This is a genomic window from Jiangella alkaliphila, assembly GCF_900105925.1.
GTDB lineage: Bacteria > Actinomycetota > Actinomycetes > Jiangellales > Jiangellaceae > Jiangella > Jiangella alkaliphila.
In genome coordinates this window covers 2771500-2788085 of the sequence record NZ_LT629791.1, presented here as the reverse complement: position 1 = coordinate 2788085, position 16586 = coordinate 2771500, and the positions used below count along the sequence as shown (strand labels likewise).

Genomic DNA, 16586 nt, shown 5'->3' with positions numbered 1-16586 from the left:
GATACCGTGTGCACTCGTGAGCACCCACATTGCCGCCGCGCCCGGCGAGATCGCCGAGACCGTCCTGCTGCCGGGCGACCCGCTCCGCGCCGAGTGGATCGCCAAGACGTACCTCGACGACGTCACCTGCTACACGCAGGTGCGCAACATGCTCGGCTTCACCGGCACGTACCGGGGCCGGCGCATCTCCGTCCAGGGCACCGGCATGGGCCAGCCGTCGATCTCCATCTACGTGCACGAGCTGCTCGCCGAGTACGGCGCGAAGACGCTCGTGCGGGTCGGGTCGTGCGGCGGGCTGCTGGCCGACGTCGCCATCCGCGACCTCGTCATCGGCATCTCCGCGGCGACCGACTCCTCGATCAACGCGCTGGCCTTCGACGGCTTCCACTACGCCCCGGCGGCGGACTTCTCGCTGGTCCGGGCCTACGTCGAGAAGGCCGAGGCGGCCGGCGCGAGGTACCACGTCGGGCAGCTGTTCAGCACCGACTCCTTCTACCACGCCCGCCCCGAACTGCGGGACCGGCTGACCGAGTACGGCGTCATGGCGGTCGAGATGGAGGCGGCGGCGCTCTACACGCTGGCCGCGAAGTTCGGCGCGCGGGCCATGGCGGTCTGCACGGTCAGCGACAACCTCGTCACCGGCGAGGAGACGTCGGCCGATGAGCGCGAGCGGACGTTCGCGCAGATGGTCGAGCTGGCGCTGGACGCCGTCGCGGCGTGAGCCCCCGCCGCTGGGCGTGGCTCGCGGCGTCGGCGGTGCTCGCCGCGCTGCTGGCGGTCGTCGTCGTGTGGCCGCAGGCGCTCGGCCTGGCCGGCAGCTACGGCCCTGCCCAAGTGGTGGCGCTGCGCGGCCTGACGGTGGCCGGCGGCGCCGTCGCGCCGGTGCTGATCGTGGCGCTGGCGCTGGCGATCCGGCCGGCGCGGTGGCCGCTGGTCGCCGTCGCGGGCGTGACCGCCGCGGCGACGGTGTTCTCGGGCGTCGTGCTGCTGTCGCGCGGGCTCTCGTCCGACTCCGTCCCGGTGGCGGACGCGCCGGGCGAGGTGCGGGTGCTGGCGTTCAACACGCTGTTCGACGGCGCCGGCCCAGCGGTGGTCGCGGACCTGGTGACGGCCACCGGCGCCGACGTCGTCGTGCTGCCCGAGACCTCCGCGGCGACGACGCAACAGGCGGCCGCGCTGACCGGCGGCGACTTCCAGGTCTTCCATCACCAGGCCGGCACCGGCATCACGTCGGCGACGGGCCTGCTGGTGGCGTCGTCGCTGGGGACCTACGGCGACCCGCAGCCGGACCCGTCAGGCGGGCTCGGCTCGTTCACCGTGCGGCCGGCGCCGGGGTCGGACGGCCCGCCGATCACCGCCGTGCACGCCTGGCCACCCACGGCCGACGCGATGGCCCGCTGGCGCGACGACACCGTCTGGGCCGTGCGCCGGTGCAGGGGCACGGAGGGCGCGATCGTCGCCGGCGACTTCAACGCGACGCTGGACCACCCGGCGCTGCGGTCGCTGACACCGTGCGCCGACGCCGCCGCGTCTCGCGATGCGGCGGGTGCCGGCACCTGGCCGGCCGGCTGGCCGACGTGGGCCGGCGCGCCGATCGACCACGTCCTGGCCGACGCCCGCGCCTGGGACGTCGTGGCGTTCAGCGTCCTCGACGCCGCCGGCGGCAGCGACCACCGGCCCGTGCTGGCGGTCCTGCGTCCGGCCGGATGATGGACTTTCACTCGCGTCTTCGAACAAGTGTACGATAGGCTGCCGGGATGAACCGCCCCGGAGATCACCCCAGCGCGGCGTGGGCGAGCCTGGCCCCCGGCACCGTGCTCAACGCCGTGCTCGAGACGTTCGACGCGCCCGCATTGTCGCGCCGCGACCTCCCCCGTGTCGCGGCCGCCCATCAGCGTCAGGGCGCTCATCTCGACGCCATGCAGGCCCGCGTCATCGCCGAGCTGGCCGGCCGCACCGAACCGCCCGGCGGCCCGGCGACCGCCGTCACCATCGCCGAGACGCTGCACGTCGAGCTCGACGCCGCCACCGAGCTGGTCTCGCTGGCCGTCGACCTCGTCACCGGCCTGCCCGCCACGCTCACTGCTCTCGACGACGGCAGCATCACGCTGCCGAAGGCCCGGCTCATCGCCCACCGCACCCGCCGGCTCGGCCCGGCCACCCGCGCCGCGGTCGAGGCGGTCGCGCTGGCCCGCGCGCCCGAGCTCACCGAGACCCAGCTGCGCCGCTGGCTCGACGACGCCATGACACCCAGCAACGGCGAGAACGGTGAGAACGGCGAGGACCGCGCCTCGTCCTGACCCGTCCGCGGTCAGGAGGCGGCGCGCAGGGCGTCGGTCGTGACGGCGGTGAGCGCCAGCGTGGCGACGTCGGCCGGGTCGAACCAGCGGGCGCCAACCGTCGAGCCGCCGACGTCGGCCAGCACCAGCGCGGCAGGCTCGTCGACCACGACGTCGTAGTAGGGGCGCACGCCGTGCCAGTCGATGGCGAAGCCCTCGGGGCCGACCTGCGCCGGCTCGCGGTGGCTGGCGACGCCGAGCAGCCGCCGGACCCGGCCGACCTGCCCGGTCTCCTCGTGCAGCTCGCGCAGCAGCGCCTGGGCCGGCTGCTCGCCGAAGTCGGTGCCGCCGCCGGGCAGGTGCCAGCAGCCCGCGTCGGGGTAGCCGTCGGCGACCTGGGTGAGCAGGATGCGCCCACGCGGGTCGCGGACCAGTCCGTACGCGGCGAACCGCTGCACGGTGTGCCGGCCGTCAGGCGCCTGCTGGATGTGGAAGCCGGGCAGTTCGGGCATCTGCTCGGGCGGCAGGTCGACCGTCGACAGCGGCAGCTTGAGGATCTGCGCGACGAACGGCCGCAGCTGCAGGGTTGCGGCCGCGTCGAGGCTGACCCAGCGGACGTCGTCGACCATCGGCGAGAGCGGCTCGGGCTCGCCGCTGATCACCTCGGCCTCGAACAGGATGCGGTCGGTGTGCAGGGTGACCTCGCGGTGCGGCCGCGCCCGGGTGTCGGCGAGGACGTCGATGGGTGCGACCGCGCGCAGCAGCAGCCCGGACTCCGCGGCCGCCTCACGGACGACGGCGTCGCGCGGGTGCTCGCCGTGCAGCACGCTGCCGCCCGGCAACGTCCACACGCCCGGCGTGCCCGACCGCACGGACTCGCGGATCAGCAGCACGCGCTTGGTCGCGTCGAGGCAGACGGCGTATGCGGCGATACGGCGCAGCGGTTTGAGCGCGGGGGTCACGAGACAGGAGTCTCACCCGGCGAGCCATGCCGATCAAGGGCTATCTCCGGGACCGAGACAATGAGTCATTTCTGGTGCCAAACGCCGCGCGAGCAGGTATGATGCGCACTTCGACGCTCACCGGACGGCCTCGCGGCCCGGCAGGTCCACCGGGCCTGACGCGTCGCGCCGACGTGCGGCGATCGCCCGTTCCCGCAGCATCGTCTCGCCGCGACGTCACAGAATGCGGCCGATCGTCACAGATCGTCGCGTGACCTGGAGGATTACCCCCGAATTGACCACAGTGGTGGGCATAGGTCCCGTGGCCGCGACTCTCGCGCCGCGGCCGGGACGCGCCTCCCGCGAGTGCTCGACGGGGACGGAGCGGCGGGAGCGCGATGGTTGCCGGACCGGCGCCTAGCAGGGCAGCGCGGTCCGGCGACCATCGTGAGTCACTCATCGGCCGCAGGGACGGCCGCCACCAGCGCCGTCAGCCGCGCCTCGTCCATCAGATCGGCCGGCCGGACGGTGACGTCGTGGCGCACGTGGTGGAACGCGGCGCCGACGTGGTCGAGCGGCAGGTCGTAGAGCCGGGCGAAGGCCAGCCGGTACGCCGCCAGCTGCACGGTGCGCGTGGCGGCCTCCTCGTCGTTCGCCGGCGGCCGCCCGGTCTTCCAGTCGACGACGTCGATGCCGCCGTCGTCGGTGGTGAAGACGGCGTCGACGCGGCCACGCAGCAGCACGCCGGCGACCAGCAGCTCGAACGGCGCCTCGACCTCGACCGGCGTCCGCGCGGCCCACGCGCTGCGCAGGAACGCCTCTTGCAGCGACGCCAGCTCGCGGTCGGGCGCGGCGCCGTCGTCGGCGTAGCCGGGCAGCTCGTCGACGTCGACCAGCCGCAGGGCACCCCACCGCGACTCGAGCCAGGCGTGGAAGAGCGTGCCCCGGCGGGCCAGCGGCGCCGGCGGCCGCGGCACCGGCCGGCGCAGTGCCCGGGCCAGTGACTCGGGGCTCTCGCGTAGCGCCACCAGCTGCGACACCGACAGGTGCTCGGGCAGCGCGACGTCGATGGGCCGCAGCGAGGAGTGGCGTTCCCGCTCGGCCAGCAGCCGCTCGACCTCGGCGTCCCACTCGGTGACCGGCTGCGCGAGGTCGAACAGCACGCCGTCGACGGATCCCTGCGCGGCCCGAACCAGCGCGGCGCCGTCCTCGAGCAACGAACGCCGCTGCCCGAGCGGGTCGTACGGCCAGCGCAGCTCGCGGACCTGCTGCGCCAGCGGGTTGGTGTCGTCGTCCTCGGGCGCCCGCACCCACACGCCGATCTCGCCGGCGCCGTCCTCGCAGGCCACCTTGATCTCGTGCAGGAACATCGACAGTTCGCGCGGCCGGACGCCGTCGTCCCAGCAGAAGCCGGAGCAGACCAGCAGCCGCCGGGCCCGGGTGACGGCGACGTAGGCCAGCCGGCGCTCCTCCAGCCGGGCCGCCGCGGCGGCGTCGCCGTAGAACGCGTCGACGGCGTCGCGGACGCCCACCTGGTCGGCCACGCCGGCGAGGTCGAGCGGCGGCAGCGACCCGGCGTCGCCGCGCAGCGCGTACGGCAGTTCGCCCGGGTCACCCAGCCAGGCCCGCTGCTTCTCGCCGCCGGACGGGAACACCTTGTCGACCAGGCCGGTGACGAAGACGGCGTCCCACTCCAGGCCCTTGGCGCCGTGGACCGTCAGCACCTGGACGCGGTCGCCGGACACCTCGACCTCGCCCGGCGCCAGGCCGCGCTCGGCGGTCTCGGCGGCGTCGAGGTAGGCCAGGAACCCAGAGAGATTGCCAGCGTGGCCATTGTTCTCGAACTCGGCCGCGACGTCGAGGAAGCGGTCGAGGTTGGCCCGGCCGCCGGGCCCGCGGCGCGCGGCCAGCTCGACGTCGAGGCCGAGCGTGCGCTGGACGTCGTGCACCAGCTCGGTGAGCGACTGGCCGGTGCGGCTGCGCAGCTCGCGCAGCTCGGCCGAGAGCGCGCGCAGCCGGCGGTCGCCCTCGGCGGAGAACCAGTCGCCGCCCTTCGGCAGCGCGTCGAGGGCGTCGACGATGCTCAGCTCGTCGACCTCGTCGAGTGTGATGCCCTCGGCGGCCGCCTCGCGCATGGTCGGAGGCCGGCGCGCGCCGCCGGAGTCGTCGTCAGGACGGCCGAGCCGCCGCGCCCAGCGGGCCAGCGCGTCGAGGTCGCGCGGCCCGATGCGCCAGCGCGACCCGGTGAGCAGCCGCATCAGCGCGTCGCCGCGGGACGGGTCGTTGACCACCCGCAACGTGGCCACGACGTCGCCGACCTCGGCCGTGGCCAGCAGCCCGCCGACGCCGACGACCTCGACCGGGAGGTCGGCGGCTCGCAGCGCGGACTCCAGCCGCGGGATCAGGCTGCGGTTGCGCACCAGCACCGCGACCGTGCGGCCGTCGTCGGACGCGTCCCAGAACGCCCGCGCCCGGCGCGCGACGTCGGCGGCCTCGTCGTCGGCGGTGAGGTGCAGCGACGCGACGACGGTGGACGGCGGCAGCCCCGGGAACGCGGTCAGCTCGGGGACGTCGAGGCCCTGGGCCCGCAGCGGCTGCGACAGCCGGTTCGCGACCTGCAGGATCTCGGCGCCGTTGCGGAAGCTGGTGGTCAGCGAGTCGAGCCGGGCGAGGGTATCGCCGTCCCCGTCGTCGGAGGCCTGGAACTCGCGGCGGAACGACGTCAGCGTGCCGGCGCTGGCGCCGCGCCAGCCGTAGATGGACTGGCAGGGGTCGCCGACGGCCGTGACCGGGTGCCCGCCGCCGAACAGTGATCGCAGCAGCACCAGCTGGGCGTGGCTGGTGTCCTGGTACTCGTCCAGCAGCACCACGCCGTACGCCGCCCGCTCGGCCACGCCGACCTCGGGGAACCGGGCGGCCAGGGTGGCGGCCAGCTCGGCCTGGTCGGCGAAGTCGAGCACCTCGTCGGTCTGCTTGCGGGCCCGGAACTCCTCGACCACGGGCAGCAGCGCCACCCGGGCGTCCTGCACGGCCAGGCCCTTGGCGACGTCGGCGTAGAGGAGGTCCTTGGTGCGCTGGCCCGTCGCCTTGGGCAGCGCCTCGACGCCCGCGCGCAGCTCGCGTGCGTACTGCTGGACCTGCGCCGGTGTGACCAGGTGCCCGGCCAGCTCGTTGTGGAGGTCGAGCACCTTCTGCACGACGGTCGACGGCGCATAGCCGACGGCGTCCATGTCGCCGTCGTAGGACGACACGACGCGCTGGGAGTACTGCCAGGTCACCGCCTCGGTGACGAGCCGCGCGCCGGGTTCGCGGCCCAGTCGCAGGGCGTGCTCGGCGACGATGCGCCCGGCGTAGGCGTCGTAGGTGAGGACGGTCGGCTCGCCGTCGAGGACGTCGGGCGGCACCAGCCCGCGGGCGGCCAGCTGGGCCAGCCGGCGGCGGATGCGGGCGGCCAGCTCGCGCGCGGCCTTGCGGGTGAACGTCAGGCCGAGCACGTCCTCGGGCCGGACCAGGCCGGACGCGACCAGCCAGACCACCCGGGCGGCCATGGTCTCGGTCTTGCCGGACCCGGCGCCGGCGACGACGACGCCGGGCGCGAGCGGCGCGGCGATGGCCGCCGCCTGCTCGGGCGTGGGGTCGGGCTGGCCGAGGCGGCGGGCCAGCTCGGCCGGCGCGATGGACGCCCCACCTATGACTTGTGTCACGGCGTCACCTGCTCGCCCTCGGGCCAGACCGGGCAGGACGGCCGGGCCGGGCAGAACCCGCACCAGCCGCCTTTCTCGGCCCGGAACGCCGGCTGCCGCATGCCCTCGGCGGTGTGCTGCATCAGCTCGTGCGCCCAGGTCGGCTCGCCGTCGTCGGGGAGCGCGCCCTGCAGCTGTTCTTTCGCCTGGCCCTTGGCGTCCTTGCCGAGCTGGACCAGGCTCGCTCCCCCGCTGCGCCGCTCGCCGTCGGTGTGCACGTCGAACCCGCCGTGCAGGATGGCCAGCTGGTACGCCGCCAGCTGCGCGTGCTCGGTGACCTCGGCCGTCGTGGGTGCGGAGACCCCGGTCTTGTAGTCGACGACCACCAGCCGGCCGTCGGCGTCGGCGTCGAGGCGGTCGACCCGGCCGACCAGCCGGGCATCGCCCACCCGGACGTCGAAGTCGAGCTCGGCGCCGACCATGCTGCGCGGGTTGTCGCGCAGCCAGCGGCCCAGCCGCTGCACCATGTCGCGGACCCGGCCGTACTCGCGCGCGGCCACCCAGCCCTCGCCGGCGTCGATGCCCGGCCAGGAGTTGTCGAGCTCGGTGAGCAACTTGTCGTCGGACCAGCCCTCGACGGCGGCCCGCTCGGCGAGGTCGTGCAGCAGCGAGCCGATGCCGGCCCGGCGCAGGTCGGAGTCTGTGGCGCCGCACGCCTTGAGCAGCCAGCGCAGCTCGCACCGGTTGAACTCCTCGACCTTCGACGGCGACACCCGCACCGGCCGGTCGGGGTGGCCGAGCGGGTCGGTGACGGAGACCGGGCGCAGGCCGTACCACTCGTCGGGGTCGGCCTGCTGCACGCCGGCCGCGGCCAACCGGGCCAGCTGGTGCGCGGCGCCGTGGCGTCGCGCCTCCGGCTGGGCCGGGTCGCTGACGACGCCCCGCAACTCGGCGACGACGGCGGGGAGGTCGAGCCCGCGCCCCGGCGCCTGCACCAGCCGCTCGACGTCGCCGCCGGCCGGCAGCGGGTCGATGTCGTCGAGGAACCGCGACGGCTGCGACTCCTCGTTGGAGACCGCGGTGACGTACAGGCGCTGCCGAGCGCGGGTGACGGCGACGTAGAACAGCCGCCGCTCCTCGGCCAGCCGGGCGCTGGCCCGGGTGACGGCGGAGTCGTCGCGGTGCGCGACGAGGTCGACCAGCGACTCGGTGCCCAGCAGGCTGCCGCGCTCGCGGACGTCGGGCCAGACGCCCTCCTGGACCCCGGCCGCCACGACGACGTCCCACTCGAGGCCCTTGGCGGCGTGGGCGGTGAGGATGCTGACGCTGGCCGTGGCCGGGCCGCCGGGCTTGTAGGTGTCGGCGGGCAGCTGCTGGTCGCGCAGGTGCTCGGCGAACCCCTCGGGCCGGGCGCCGGGCATGCGGTCGACGAACCTCGCGACCGCGTCGAACAGCGCGACGACGGCGTCGAGGTCGGCGTCGGCGGCCGGTGCGCCCCGGCCGCGGGACAGCGCGGCGCGGGTCCAGCGGGCCTCCAGCCCGGACCGCGTCCACACCGCCCACAGAACGTCCTCGGCGGTGGCGCCGTCGGCGTGGGCCGCCTCGCGCGCGGCAGTGAGCAGGCCGGCGACGCGGGTGGCCGGCGCGACCGCGTGGTCGTCGAGGAACCGCAGCTCGTCGGGGGTGGTCAGGGCCTCGACCAGCAGCTCGCCGGAGGCCCTTCCACCGCCGGCCGTGAGCTCATGGGCGCGCAGTTCCTGCCGCAGCCGCCGCACCGCCAGCGCGTCGGCGCCGCCCAGCGGCCCGGTGATGAGGTCGAGCGCGGTCTCGACGTCCAGCTCGCGCAGCCCGGTGACCAGCTCGAGCACCGTCAGCAGCGCCCGGACCGGCGGCTGGTCGACCAGTGGGACGTCCTCGATGCGCACGCTCACCGGCACGCCGGCGCCGGCCAGCGCGCGGCGCAGCACCGGGATGGCCGGTGCGCTGCGCACCAGCACCGCCATGCGGTCCCACGGCACGTCGTCGAGCAGGTGCGCCGCCCGCAGCCGCCCGGCGACGAACGCGGCCTCCTGGCTGGCGCTGGCCAGCAGGTGGACGGACGCGCGGTCGGCGCCGTGGTCGGCGCCGCCGTCCTGGTGCCCGGCCGGGTGGAGGTCGCGGTGCCGGCTCAGCCCGCCGAGCCGCGCCGCGACCCGGCGCGACGCCGTCAGCAGCCGCGGCCCGCAGCGCCGCGACGTCGTCAGCGCCATCACCGCGCCAGGTGAGCCGTCGGCGGCCGGGAAGCGGTCGGCGAACCGGCGGATCGCCTCGGGCTCGGCGCCGCGGAAGCCGTAGATCGACTGGTCGGGGTCGCCGACCACCAGCAGCTCGCGGCCGCCGCCCGCGAGCAGCCGCAGCAGGTCCTCCTGCGCGGGGTCGCTGTCCTGGTACTCGTCGACGACGACGAACGAGCGCGCCTGCCGCTCGCGCTCCAGCAGCGCGGGGTCGTCGCGGAGCAGCCCGGCCGCGGCGCGCACGAGCTCGGCCTGGTCGAAGGTGGGCGGGTAGCGGAACGCCGTGACGCCGGCGTACTGCCGGGCGAACCGGGCCGCGGCCAGCCAGTCGTCGCGGCCGTGCAGCTTGCCCAGCTCGAGCAGTTCCTCGGGACCGAGGCCGCGTTCGACCGCCCGCATGAGGAAGTCGCGGAGCTCGGCGGCGAACCCGCGGGTCAGTAGCGCCGGGCGCAGGTGGTCGGGCCAGTAGTCGGCGCCCAGCTGCTCGACGTCGCCGCGGAGCAGCTCGCGGATGAGGACGTCCTGCTCGGCCCCGCCCAGCAGCCGCGGCGACGGCTCACCCTGCGCGATCGCCTCGCGCCGGAGCAGGCCGAAGGCATAGGAGTGGAACGTGCGGGCCAGCGGTTCGCGGATCGTCCGGCCCAGTCGTCTCGCGATGCGTTCGCGCAGTTCGCCGGCGGCCCGCCGGCTGAACGTCAGTACCAGCACCCGGCCGGGGTCGAGGTCGTACTTCGAGACCCGATGCGCGACCGCCTCGACCAGCGTGGTGGTCTTGCCGGTCCCCGGGCCGGCCAGCAGCAACAACGGGCCGCCGCGGTGCTGAACGGCCGCTCGCTGGGCGTCGTCGAGGCGGACCGGCGGTGGCGCGGGCCGGACGGTGCGCACCAGACGCACGGCTGCGGGACGCCTCACCGAATGCCGCTCCTTTCGTGTGCTTTCGACGACTGATCTCATCCCACCACGCCGGTCCGACAGGGTCGTGATCCCGCGCCGTTCGCCGGGGTGTGGTCGCTACGTCCGGCGCCGGGTTGATCATGCGGTCCTCACTCGGGTAGGCAGCACCTCACTCGCGTGAGGACCGGATGGCGGCCGGATCGGTGCCGGGTGCGGTCCTGCGGCGGGTGAGGTGCCTCGGTGACGGGTGAGGACACGCCGTCGTGCTGAAGAAACGGGCGGATACTCGAATTTCCGGCGCGTACGGCCCGGATCAGGCCCGCACTCGCCGGAAATTCGAGTAACTGTCGGTTCCGTGCACACCGGTGGAGCGGTGCGACGGCCGCGAACCCAGAGGTGTGCCCGGTTCTTCCCCGTCCCCCTGATAGCTGCCAGTTCTTAGCCGCGAGGGTGCGGGTCAAGTCCAAGCCCGGAAGCACGGCGAAGAGACACCACAGAGGCGCGGACTTGAGGCGCACCCTCGCGGCTAAGACCATGGGCAGCAGGGGGACGTCCAACTAGGCAAACCCCCCGGCGAACCTCACTCCGGATACCACGCAGCACGTCTCAGATCGACCCGCTCACCGTCACGCGTCAACGGCGTCCCCTCAGCCGCGAACTCGGTCAACGCCCGCACCTCGTGCCCCCGCGGCGGCCGGCCGGCCGCCGTCACGACCCGCCACCAGGCCACCGTCCCACCCACCGTCGACATGACCGTGCCGACCTGGCGCGGCCCGCCTCGACCGAGCGACAGTCCAACGACATCCGCGATGGCGCCGTAGGACATGGCGCGGCCCGGCGGGATGCGCTCGACCACACTCAGCACCGCCTCGGCGTACTCGTCGTCCATCCGCCCATGGTGCCTGACCGCCGGACGCCCTCCGGCGTGCGACGATGCTCCTTCGATGAGCGAGCCCATGGACGCAGCCAGCACGTCGGCCGACGAGATCGTGGTCGACGAGCCGCCGCTGCCTCCCCGGACGCGGCGACCGGCCGACGTGTTGTCGCTGCTCATCGTGAGCGGCGTGCTGACGGGCCTGGTCGCGATGTCGATCATCGCCGAGCGGACGATGACGTCGATCACCCAGGACCTCGCCGACCTCCGCACGCGGGTGCCGGGCAGCATCGTCGGAATCATCGACTTCACCGCGAACCTGGCCGGGGTCGTCCTCCCGATCGTGCTGGTCGCCGTGCTGATGATCCGCGGCCGGGTCCGTACCACCGTCGAGCTGCTGCTGGCCGGCGTCGCCGCGTCCATCGCCGCTGCACTGACGTCGGAGTGGCTGACCGGACCGGCGCCGCAGCGGCTGCAGGACAGCCTGGTCCCGTTCGTCGACGGCGCCGAGGGCACGCCGGTGCCGGCCTACCCGGCGCTGCTGGTCGCCGTCGTCACCGTCGTGTCGCAGCTGGACGTGAAGCGCATGCGGCAGGTCGCGCTGTTCGCCATCGCCGGCACCTACGCCGTCCAGCTGCTGCAAGGCGACGCGACGGTGGGCGGCCTGCTCATCGCCACCAGCATCGGCGTCGCGGCGGGGCTGCTGGTGCGCATCGTCGGCGGGCAGCCGTCGATGGCGCCGAGCGGGCAGCACATCGCCGCGACCCTCGAGGCCGCCGGCTACCAGCTGAAGGCGCTGCGCGCCGACCCGTCCGGCGAGCTCCGCCGGCTCACCGCCGAGACGCCCGAGGCGAAGTACAGCGTGCTGGTACTGGACCGCGACCACGAGGGCGCCGGCACCATCGCCCGGGCGGTCGACCGGCTGCGCACCCGCGAGGAGGTGCTGCCCCGGCAGACGCTGACCCTGCGCGACGCGATCGACCGCATCGCGCTGCAGTCGTTCGCGGTGGCCCGGGCCGGCGCCCGCACGCCTGAGCTGCGCACCGTCCTGCGCATCAACGGCGACTCCGCCGCGCTCGTCTACGACTACGTGCACGGCACCGCGCTGGGCGACCTCGACGGCGACCAGGTCACCGACGACATGCTGACCGACCTGTGGCACCAGCTCGGCGACCTGCGCCGCAACCACGTCGCGCACCGGCGGCTGTCCGGCCGCACGATCATGATCGACGACGACGGCCACATCTGGCTGCTCAGCCCGTCCGGCGGCGAGCTGGCCGCCACCGACGTCGCGATGCGCACCGACCTCGCGCAGGCGCTCACCGCCACCAGCATCGTCGCCGGCCCGGACCGCGTCGTCGACACCGCGCTCGACGTGCTGGGCCCGGACGTCGTGCGCGCGGCCATCCCGCTGCTGCAGCCGATCGCGCTGACGCCGGGCACCCGGCAGCACGTGAAGGGCCACCGCGAGGTGCTGATCAGGCTGCGCGACCGGCTGGTCGACCGGCTGGGCGCGCCTGCCGAACCGGTACGGCTGCAGCGGATCCGGCCGTTGTCGCTGCTCACCGGCGTCGGCACGGTGGTCGCGGTCTACCTGGTCGGCACCCAGCTGTCCGATGTGTCGTTCGGTGAGTTGTGGGACCGCACCGACTGGCGGTGGCTGATCCTCGCGGTCGGCCTGATGTTCGCCAACTACATCACCATGGCCATCGGCCTGCTGGGCTTCGTGCCGGAACGGGTGCCGTTCTGGCGGGTCGTCGGCGCGCAGGTGGCGCTGAGCTTCCTGCGGCTCATGGCGCCGACGACGGTGGGCAACGTCGCGATGAACATCCGGCTGCTGACGCGCTCCGGCGTCGCGGCGCCACTGGCGGCAGCCAGCGTCGCGGCCAACCAGGTCGCGCAGGTCGCCATCACGTTCCCGCTGCTGGCCGTGCTGGCGGTCGTCTCCGGCTACACGTCGCTGCCGGGGCTCCCGTCGTCGAGCACGCTGATCGTGGTGCTCGGGCTGCTGCTGGCGGCCGCGGTCGTCGGGATCATCCCGCCGGTGCGGTCGCGGCTGCGCGCGCTGTGGAGCGACTTCGCCGAGCGCGGCCTGCCCCGGCTGCTCGACGTCCTGACGAACCCGCGGAAGCTGACCATGGCGGTCGGCGGCATCCTCGGCCAGACGATCAGCCTGGTGCTGTGCTTCTACGCCTGTCTGCTGGCGGTCGGCGAGATGGTGAACGTGGCCGGCCTGGCCGTCGTCCAGCTGGTCGGCAACACGCTCGGCATGGCCGTGCCGACGCCCGGTGGCCTCGGCGCCGTCGAGGCGGCGCTCACCGCCGGCGTCAGCACCCTGGGCGTCCCGACCTCGGCCGCGGTGACGGCGGTGCTGGTCTTCCGCATCGTCTCGTTCTGGCTGCCGATCCTGCCCGGCTGGGTGCTGTGGACGCAGATGCGGCGTCGCGACCTGCTCTGACTCGCGGGTCGTCGCCATGAGCGACCCGGCAGCATGCGACGATCGGTCTGCGATGACGGAGACGACCGAGGCGACACGCGCGCGGCGGGTTCCGGCCGGGAAGATCATGGTCGAGGAGCCACCGCTGCCCCGCCGTACCCGGCGCCCGATCGACGGCCTGCGCCTGGTGTTCGTCCTCGTCCTCATGACGGCGCTGGCGGCACTCGCCGTCGTGGCCGAGCGGACGCTCACCGGCCTGACCGCCGACCTCGCCGACGTCAACCGGGTCGTGCCGAGCGGCCCGGTCGACTTCATCGCGCTGGCGTCCGAGCTGGCCAGCCTGCTGCTGCCACCGGTACTGGTGTTCATGCTGATGGTCCGCGGCCGCATGCGGACGACCGTCGAGTTGCTGGCCGCGGGCGCGGTGGCCTCGCTCTCGGCGGCGCTGCTGTCGAACTGGCTGGCCGGGCCGGCGCCGGAGCGGCTGCACGACACCTTCGTCCCCGTGGTCGACGGGTTCGACGGGACGGCCGTGCCCGCCATGCCGACGCTGCTGGTCGCGATGATGACGGTCGTGTCGCGGCTGCAACTGCCGCGCACCCGGCAGGTCGCCACGTTCGCGATCGCCGGCAGCTTCGCTGTCTGGCTGTTCCAGGGCGAGGTCACCGTCGGCGGCCTGCTGGTGTCGCTGGGCCTCGGCCGGGCGGTCGGCCTGCTGGTCCGGCTGATCAGCGGGCAGCCGTCGCTCGCGCCCAACGGGCACAAGGTGGCCGCCGTCATGCGCGACAACGGCTACGACGTCACCACGCTGCGCGCCGACCCGGTCGACAAGTACCGCCGCTACATCGCCGAGAGCACCCAGGGCTCGCTCGGCGTCCTCGTCCTCGACCGCGACAACGACGGCGCCGGCGTCGTGGTTCGCGCGGCTGACCAGATCCGCACCCGCGAAGAGGTGCTGCCGCGGCAGATGGTGACGATGCGCAACGCCGTCAACCAGATCACGCTGCAGGCCCTCGCCGTGTCGCGGGCCGGCGCCCGCACACCGAAGCTGCGCAACGTCCTGCGCATCGGGTCGGACGCCGCCGCCATCATCTACGACCACGTGCCCGGCACCATCCTCTCCAAGATGACCGCCGACCAGGTCAGCGACGCCATGCTCGAGGACCTGTGGCGGCAGCTGGGCCGGCTGCGGCGCAACGAGGTGGCGCACCGGCGCATCTCCGGACGCACGATCCTCGTCTCCGAGGCCGGCAAGGTCTGGCTGCTCGACCCGTCCGGCGGCGAGGTGGCCGCGCCGGAGCTGGCGATCCGGGCCGACCTCGCCCAGGCCCTCGTCGGCTGCGCGCTGGTCGTCGGCGTCGACCGCACCATCGAGACCGCCATCCGGGTGCTCGGCCGCGACGTCGTCAGCGCGGCCATCCCGCTGCTGCAGCCGGTGGCGCTGGCCCGCTCGACCCGGCTGGACCTCAAGGGCCGCCGCGACGTGCTCACCAAGCTGCGCGACGGCCTGGTCAGCAGCACCGGCCAGGAGCCCGACGAGCCGGTGCGGCTGCAGCGGCTGCGGCCGTTGTCGCTGCTCACCGGCGTGGGCGCCGTGTTCGCCGTCTACCTCGTCGGCACCCAGCTGTCCGACGTGTCGCTCACCCAGCTGTGGTCGCAGACCGACTGGCGGTGGCTGTTCATCGCGATCGTGCTGATGTTCACCAGCTACATCGGTGCGACGTTCGCGCTGCTGGGGTTCGTGCCCGAGAAGGTGCCGTTCTGGCGGGTCGTCGGTGCCCAGGTGTCGCTGGGGTTCCTGCGGCTGTTCGCGCCCGCCACCGTCGGCGTCGTCGCGATCAACATCCGGGTCCTGACCAAGGCCGGCGTCGCGGCCCCGCTGGCCGCGGCGAGCGTCGCCGCGAACCAGGTCGCCAACGTGTCCATCACGTTCCCGGTCATCGGCATCCTGGGCGTCGTGTCCGGGTCGTCGGCCGCGCCTGACATCGACCCGTCGCTGAACACGCTGATCATCGTGCTGATCGTGCTGGCAGCCGCGGCCGTGCTGGCGCTGATCCCGCCCGTGCGAGTGCGGCTGCGGGCGCTGTGGAGCGACTTCGCCGAACGCGGCCTGCCCCGGCTGCTGGACGTGCTCAGCAACCCGCGCAAGCTCCTGGTGGCGCTGGCCGGCATCGTGCTGCAGTCGGCCAGCCTGATCTTCTGCTTCTACGTCTGCCTGAAGGCGGTCGGCGGCGCGGCGAACCTCGCCGCCATGGCCGTCGTCCAGCTGGTCGGCAACACGCTCGGCATGGCCGTCCCCACGCCCGGTGGCCTGGGCGCCGTCGAGGCCGCCCTCACCGCGGGCGTCAGCACCCTCGGCGTCGGCGCGACGACGGCCGTCACGGCGGTGCTGGTCTTCCGGCTGGTGTCGTTCTGGCTGCCGATCCTGCCCGGCTGGGTGCTCTGGACCTGGATGCAGCGCCGCGACCTGCTCTGAGGTCAGAGCCGGCCGACGGGGACGGCCGGGCCGGCTCGGAGCGGCAGTTCAGCCCTCGGTCTCGCGGACCACGGCCTCGTAGCGGGCGATCGGGTCAAGGTCGAAGTACCGGGCTGCGACAGGGTCCGCCGCGGTCGCGGCCAACTCGGCCGCGATGGCCGCCGGCGACTCGCCGACGAGCGCCGCGCGAGCGGGGGTGTCGGGACCGGTGCCCTCAGGGACGCCGTCGCCGTCCACGGTGAAGAGGGCGTCGGCGGCCAGCGGATACCAGACCGGCCCGGTGCGGTCGTCCGCCGGCGCCTGCATGAGTACCGCGAGATACCGCTCCCCCACCTCGACCCGCACGCCGTAGACCAGCGGCAGGCGTTTGCCGTCCTCGATCGCCCAGCCATCGGCACCCCAGGTGAGCTCGGCGGGCAGGGCCGGGGCGCCGTCGCGGGTCCAGAGCACGTCGCCGGTCTCGGCCGTCACCTCGCGCGGGACGTACCCGTTGCCCTCCGGATCGCCCTCGAGCTGCTCGAACGGCAGCTCGCGCTCGAACGTCACATCGATGTAGGCGACGTGGTCGGCGTAAGAGACCCAGTCGGTCACCGTCTCGCACGGCACCCGGCATTCGATCGACTCGGAGAGGTCGGGCAGCCCGGGGTCGGAACCGCAGCCGGCCGCCACCGCCACGAGGGCGAGGACGGCCGGAAGGCGTCGCATGGGGCCAGGGTGTCACCCCGGCCG

At 74.2% G+C, this 16586-nt stretch carries 10 protein-coding genes; 5 read left to right on the top strand and 5 right to left on the bottom strand.

Going from position 1 to position 16586, the window contains the following annotated elements:
* The first annotated feature begins 16 nt into the window (after positions 1-16).
* From deoD to BLV05_RS12965, 3 genes are read left to right on the top strand one after another with little or no spacing between them, the layout of a single operon-like run.
* Positions 17-721, top strand: coding sequence for a purine-nucleoside phosphorylase (deoD, locus tag BLV05_RS12975; protein ID WP_046772179.1), 705 nt, complete (start codon positions 17-19; stop codon positions 719-721).
* Positions 718-1710 carry an endonuclease/exonuclease/phosphatase family protein gene (locus tag BLV05_RS12970; RefSeq protein WP_046772180.1) on the top strand — a complete coding sequence of 331 codons (993 nt, stop codon included), beginning with the start codon at positions 718-720 and terminating at the stop codon, positions 1708-1710. Before deoD ends, BLV05_RS12970 begins: the two co-directional genes overlap by 4 nt.
* A 47-nt stretch (positions 1711-1757) precedes the next feature.
* On the top strand, positions 1758-2300 hold the full coding sequence (locus tag BLV05_RS12965) for a DUF222 domain-containing protein (RefSeq protein WP_046772181.1): 543 nt from the start codon (positions 1758-1760) through the stop codon (positions 2298-2300).
* Between the two features lie 11 nt (positions 2301-2311).
* On the opposite strand, the gene BLV05_RS12960 is transcribed toward BLV05_RS12965, so the two are convergent.
* From BLV05_RS12960 to BLV05_RS12945, 4 genes are all read right to left on the bottom strand, one after another.
* Positions 2312-3241 (bottom strand): NUDIX hydrolase, encoded by a 930-nt coding sequence (locus BLV05_RS12960; RefSeq protein WP_046772182.1) that lies wholly within the window; start codon positions 3239-3241, stop codon positions 2312-2314.
* Between the two features lie 431 nt (positions 3242-3672).
* Positions 3673-6924 carry an ATP-dependent helicase gene (locus tag BLV05_RS12955; protein ID WP_197683633.1) on the bottom strand — a complete coding sequence of 1084 codons (3252 nt, stop codon included), beginning with the start codon at positions 6922-6924 and terminating at the stop codon, positions 3673-3675.
* A complete protein-coding gene (locus tag BLV05_RS12950; protein WP_082155753.1) occupies positions 6921-10130 on the bottom strand; it encodes an ATP-dependent helicase in 3210 nt (1069 codons plus the stop codon). Before BLV05_RS12950 ends, BLV05_RS12955 begins: the two co-directional genes overlap by 4 nt.
* A gap of 520 nt (positions 10131-10650) precedes the next feature.
* Complete coding sequence (locus tag BLV05_RS12945) at positions 10651-10959, bottom strand: MGMT family protein (protein WP_046772184.1); 309 nt, start codon at positions 10957-10959, stop codon at positions 10651-10653.
* 55 nt (positions 10960-11014) lie between these two features.
* Between BLV05_RS12945 and BLV05_RS12940 the strand changes: the two genes are divergently transcribed.
* A complete protein-coding gene (locus tag BLV05_RS12940) occupies positions 11015-13402 on the top strand; it encodes a lysylphosphatidylglycerol synthase transmembrane domain-containing protein (RefSeq protein ID WP_152691065.1) in 2388 nt (795 codons plus the stop codon).
* A gap of 52 nt (positions 13403-13454) precedes the next feature.
* Positions 13455-15857, top strand: coding sequence for a lysylphosphatidylglycerol synthase transmembrane domain-containing protein (locus BLV05_RS12935; RefSeq protein ID WP_046772186.1), 2403 nt, complete (start codon positions 13455-13457; stop codon positions 15855-15857).
* Between the two features lie 48 nt (positions 15858-15905).
* Here the strand turns inward: BLV05_RS12935 and BLV05_RS12930 are convergent, their stop codons facing one another.
* On the bottom strand, positions 15906-16562 hold the full coding sequence (locus BLV05_RS12930; RefSeq protein WP_046772187.1) for a hypothetical protein: 657 nt from the start codon (positions 16560-16562) through the stop codon (positions 15906-15908).
* Positions 16563-16586 lie beyond the last annotated feature (24 nt).

What these genes read in the sequence shown, in the direction of transcription:
- BLV05_RS12930 (WP_046772187.1), bottom strand. Translation starts at nt 16,562, where the DNA reads ATGCGACGCCTTCCGGCCGTCCTCGCCCTCGTGGCGGTGGCGGCCGGC.
- BLV05_RS12940 (WP_152691065.1), top strand. Translation starts at nt 11,015, where the DNA reads ATGAGCGAGCCCATGGACGCAGCCAGCACGTCGGCCGACGAGATCGTG.
- BLV05_RS12945 (WP_046772184.1), bottom strand. Translation starts at nt 10,959, where the DNA reads ATGGACGACGAGTACGCCGAGGCGGTGCTGAGTGTGGTCGAGCGCATC.
- BLV05_RS12965 (WP_046772181.1), top strand. Translation starts at nt 1,758, where the DNA reads ATGAACCGCCCCGGAGATCACCCCAGCGCGGCGTGGGCGAGCCTGGCC.
- BLV05_RS12950 (WP_082155753.1), bottom strand. Translation starts at nt 10,130, where the DNA reads ATGAGATCAGTCGTCGAAAGCACACGAAAGGAGCGGCATTCGGTGAGG.
- BLV05_RS12935 (WP_046772186.1), top strand. Translation starts at nt 13,455, where the DNA reads ATGACGGAGACGACCGAGGCGACACGCGCGCGGCGGGTTCCGGCCGGG.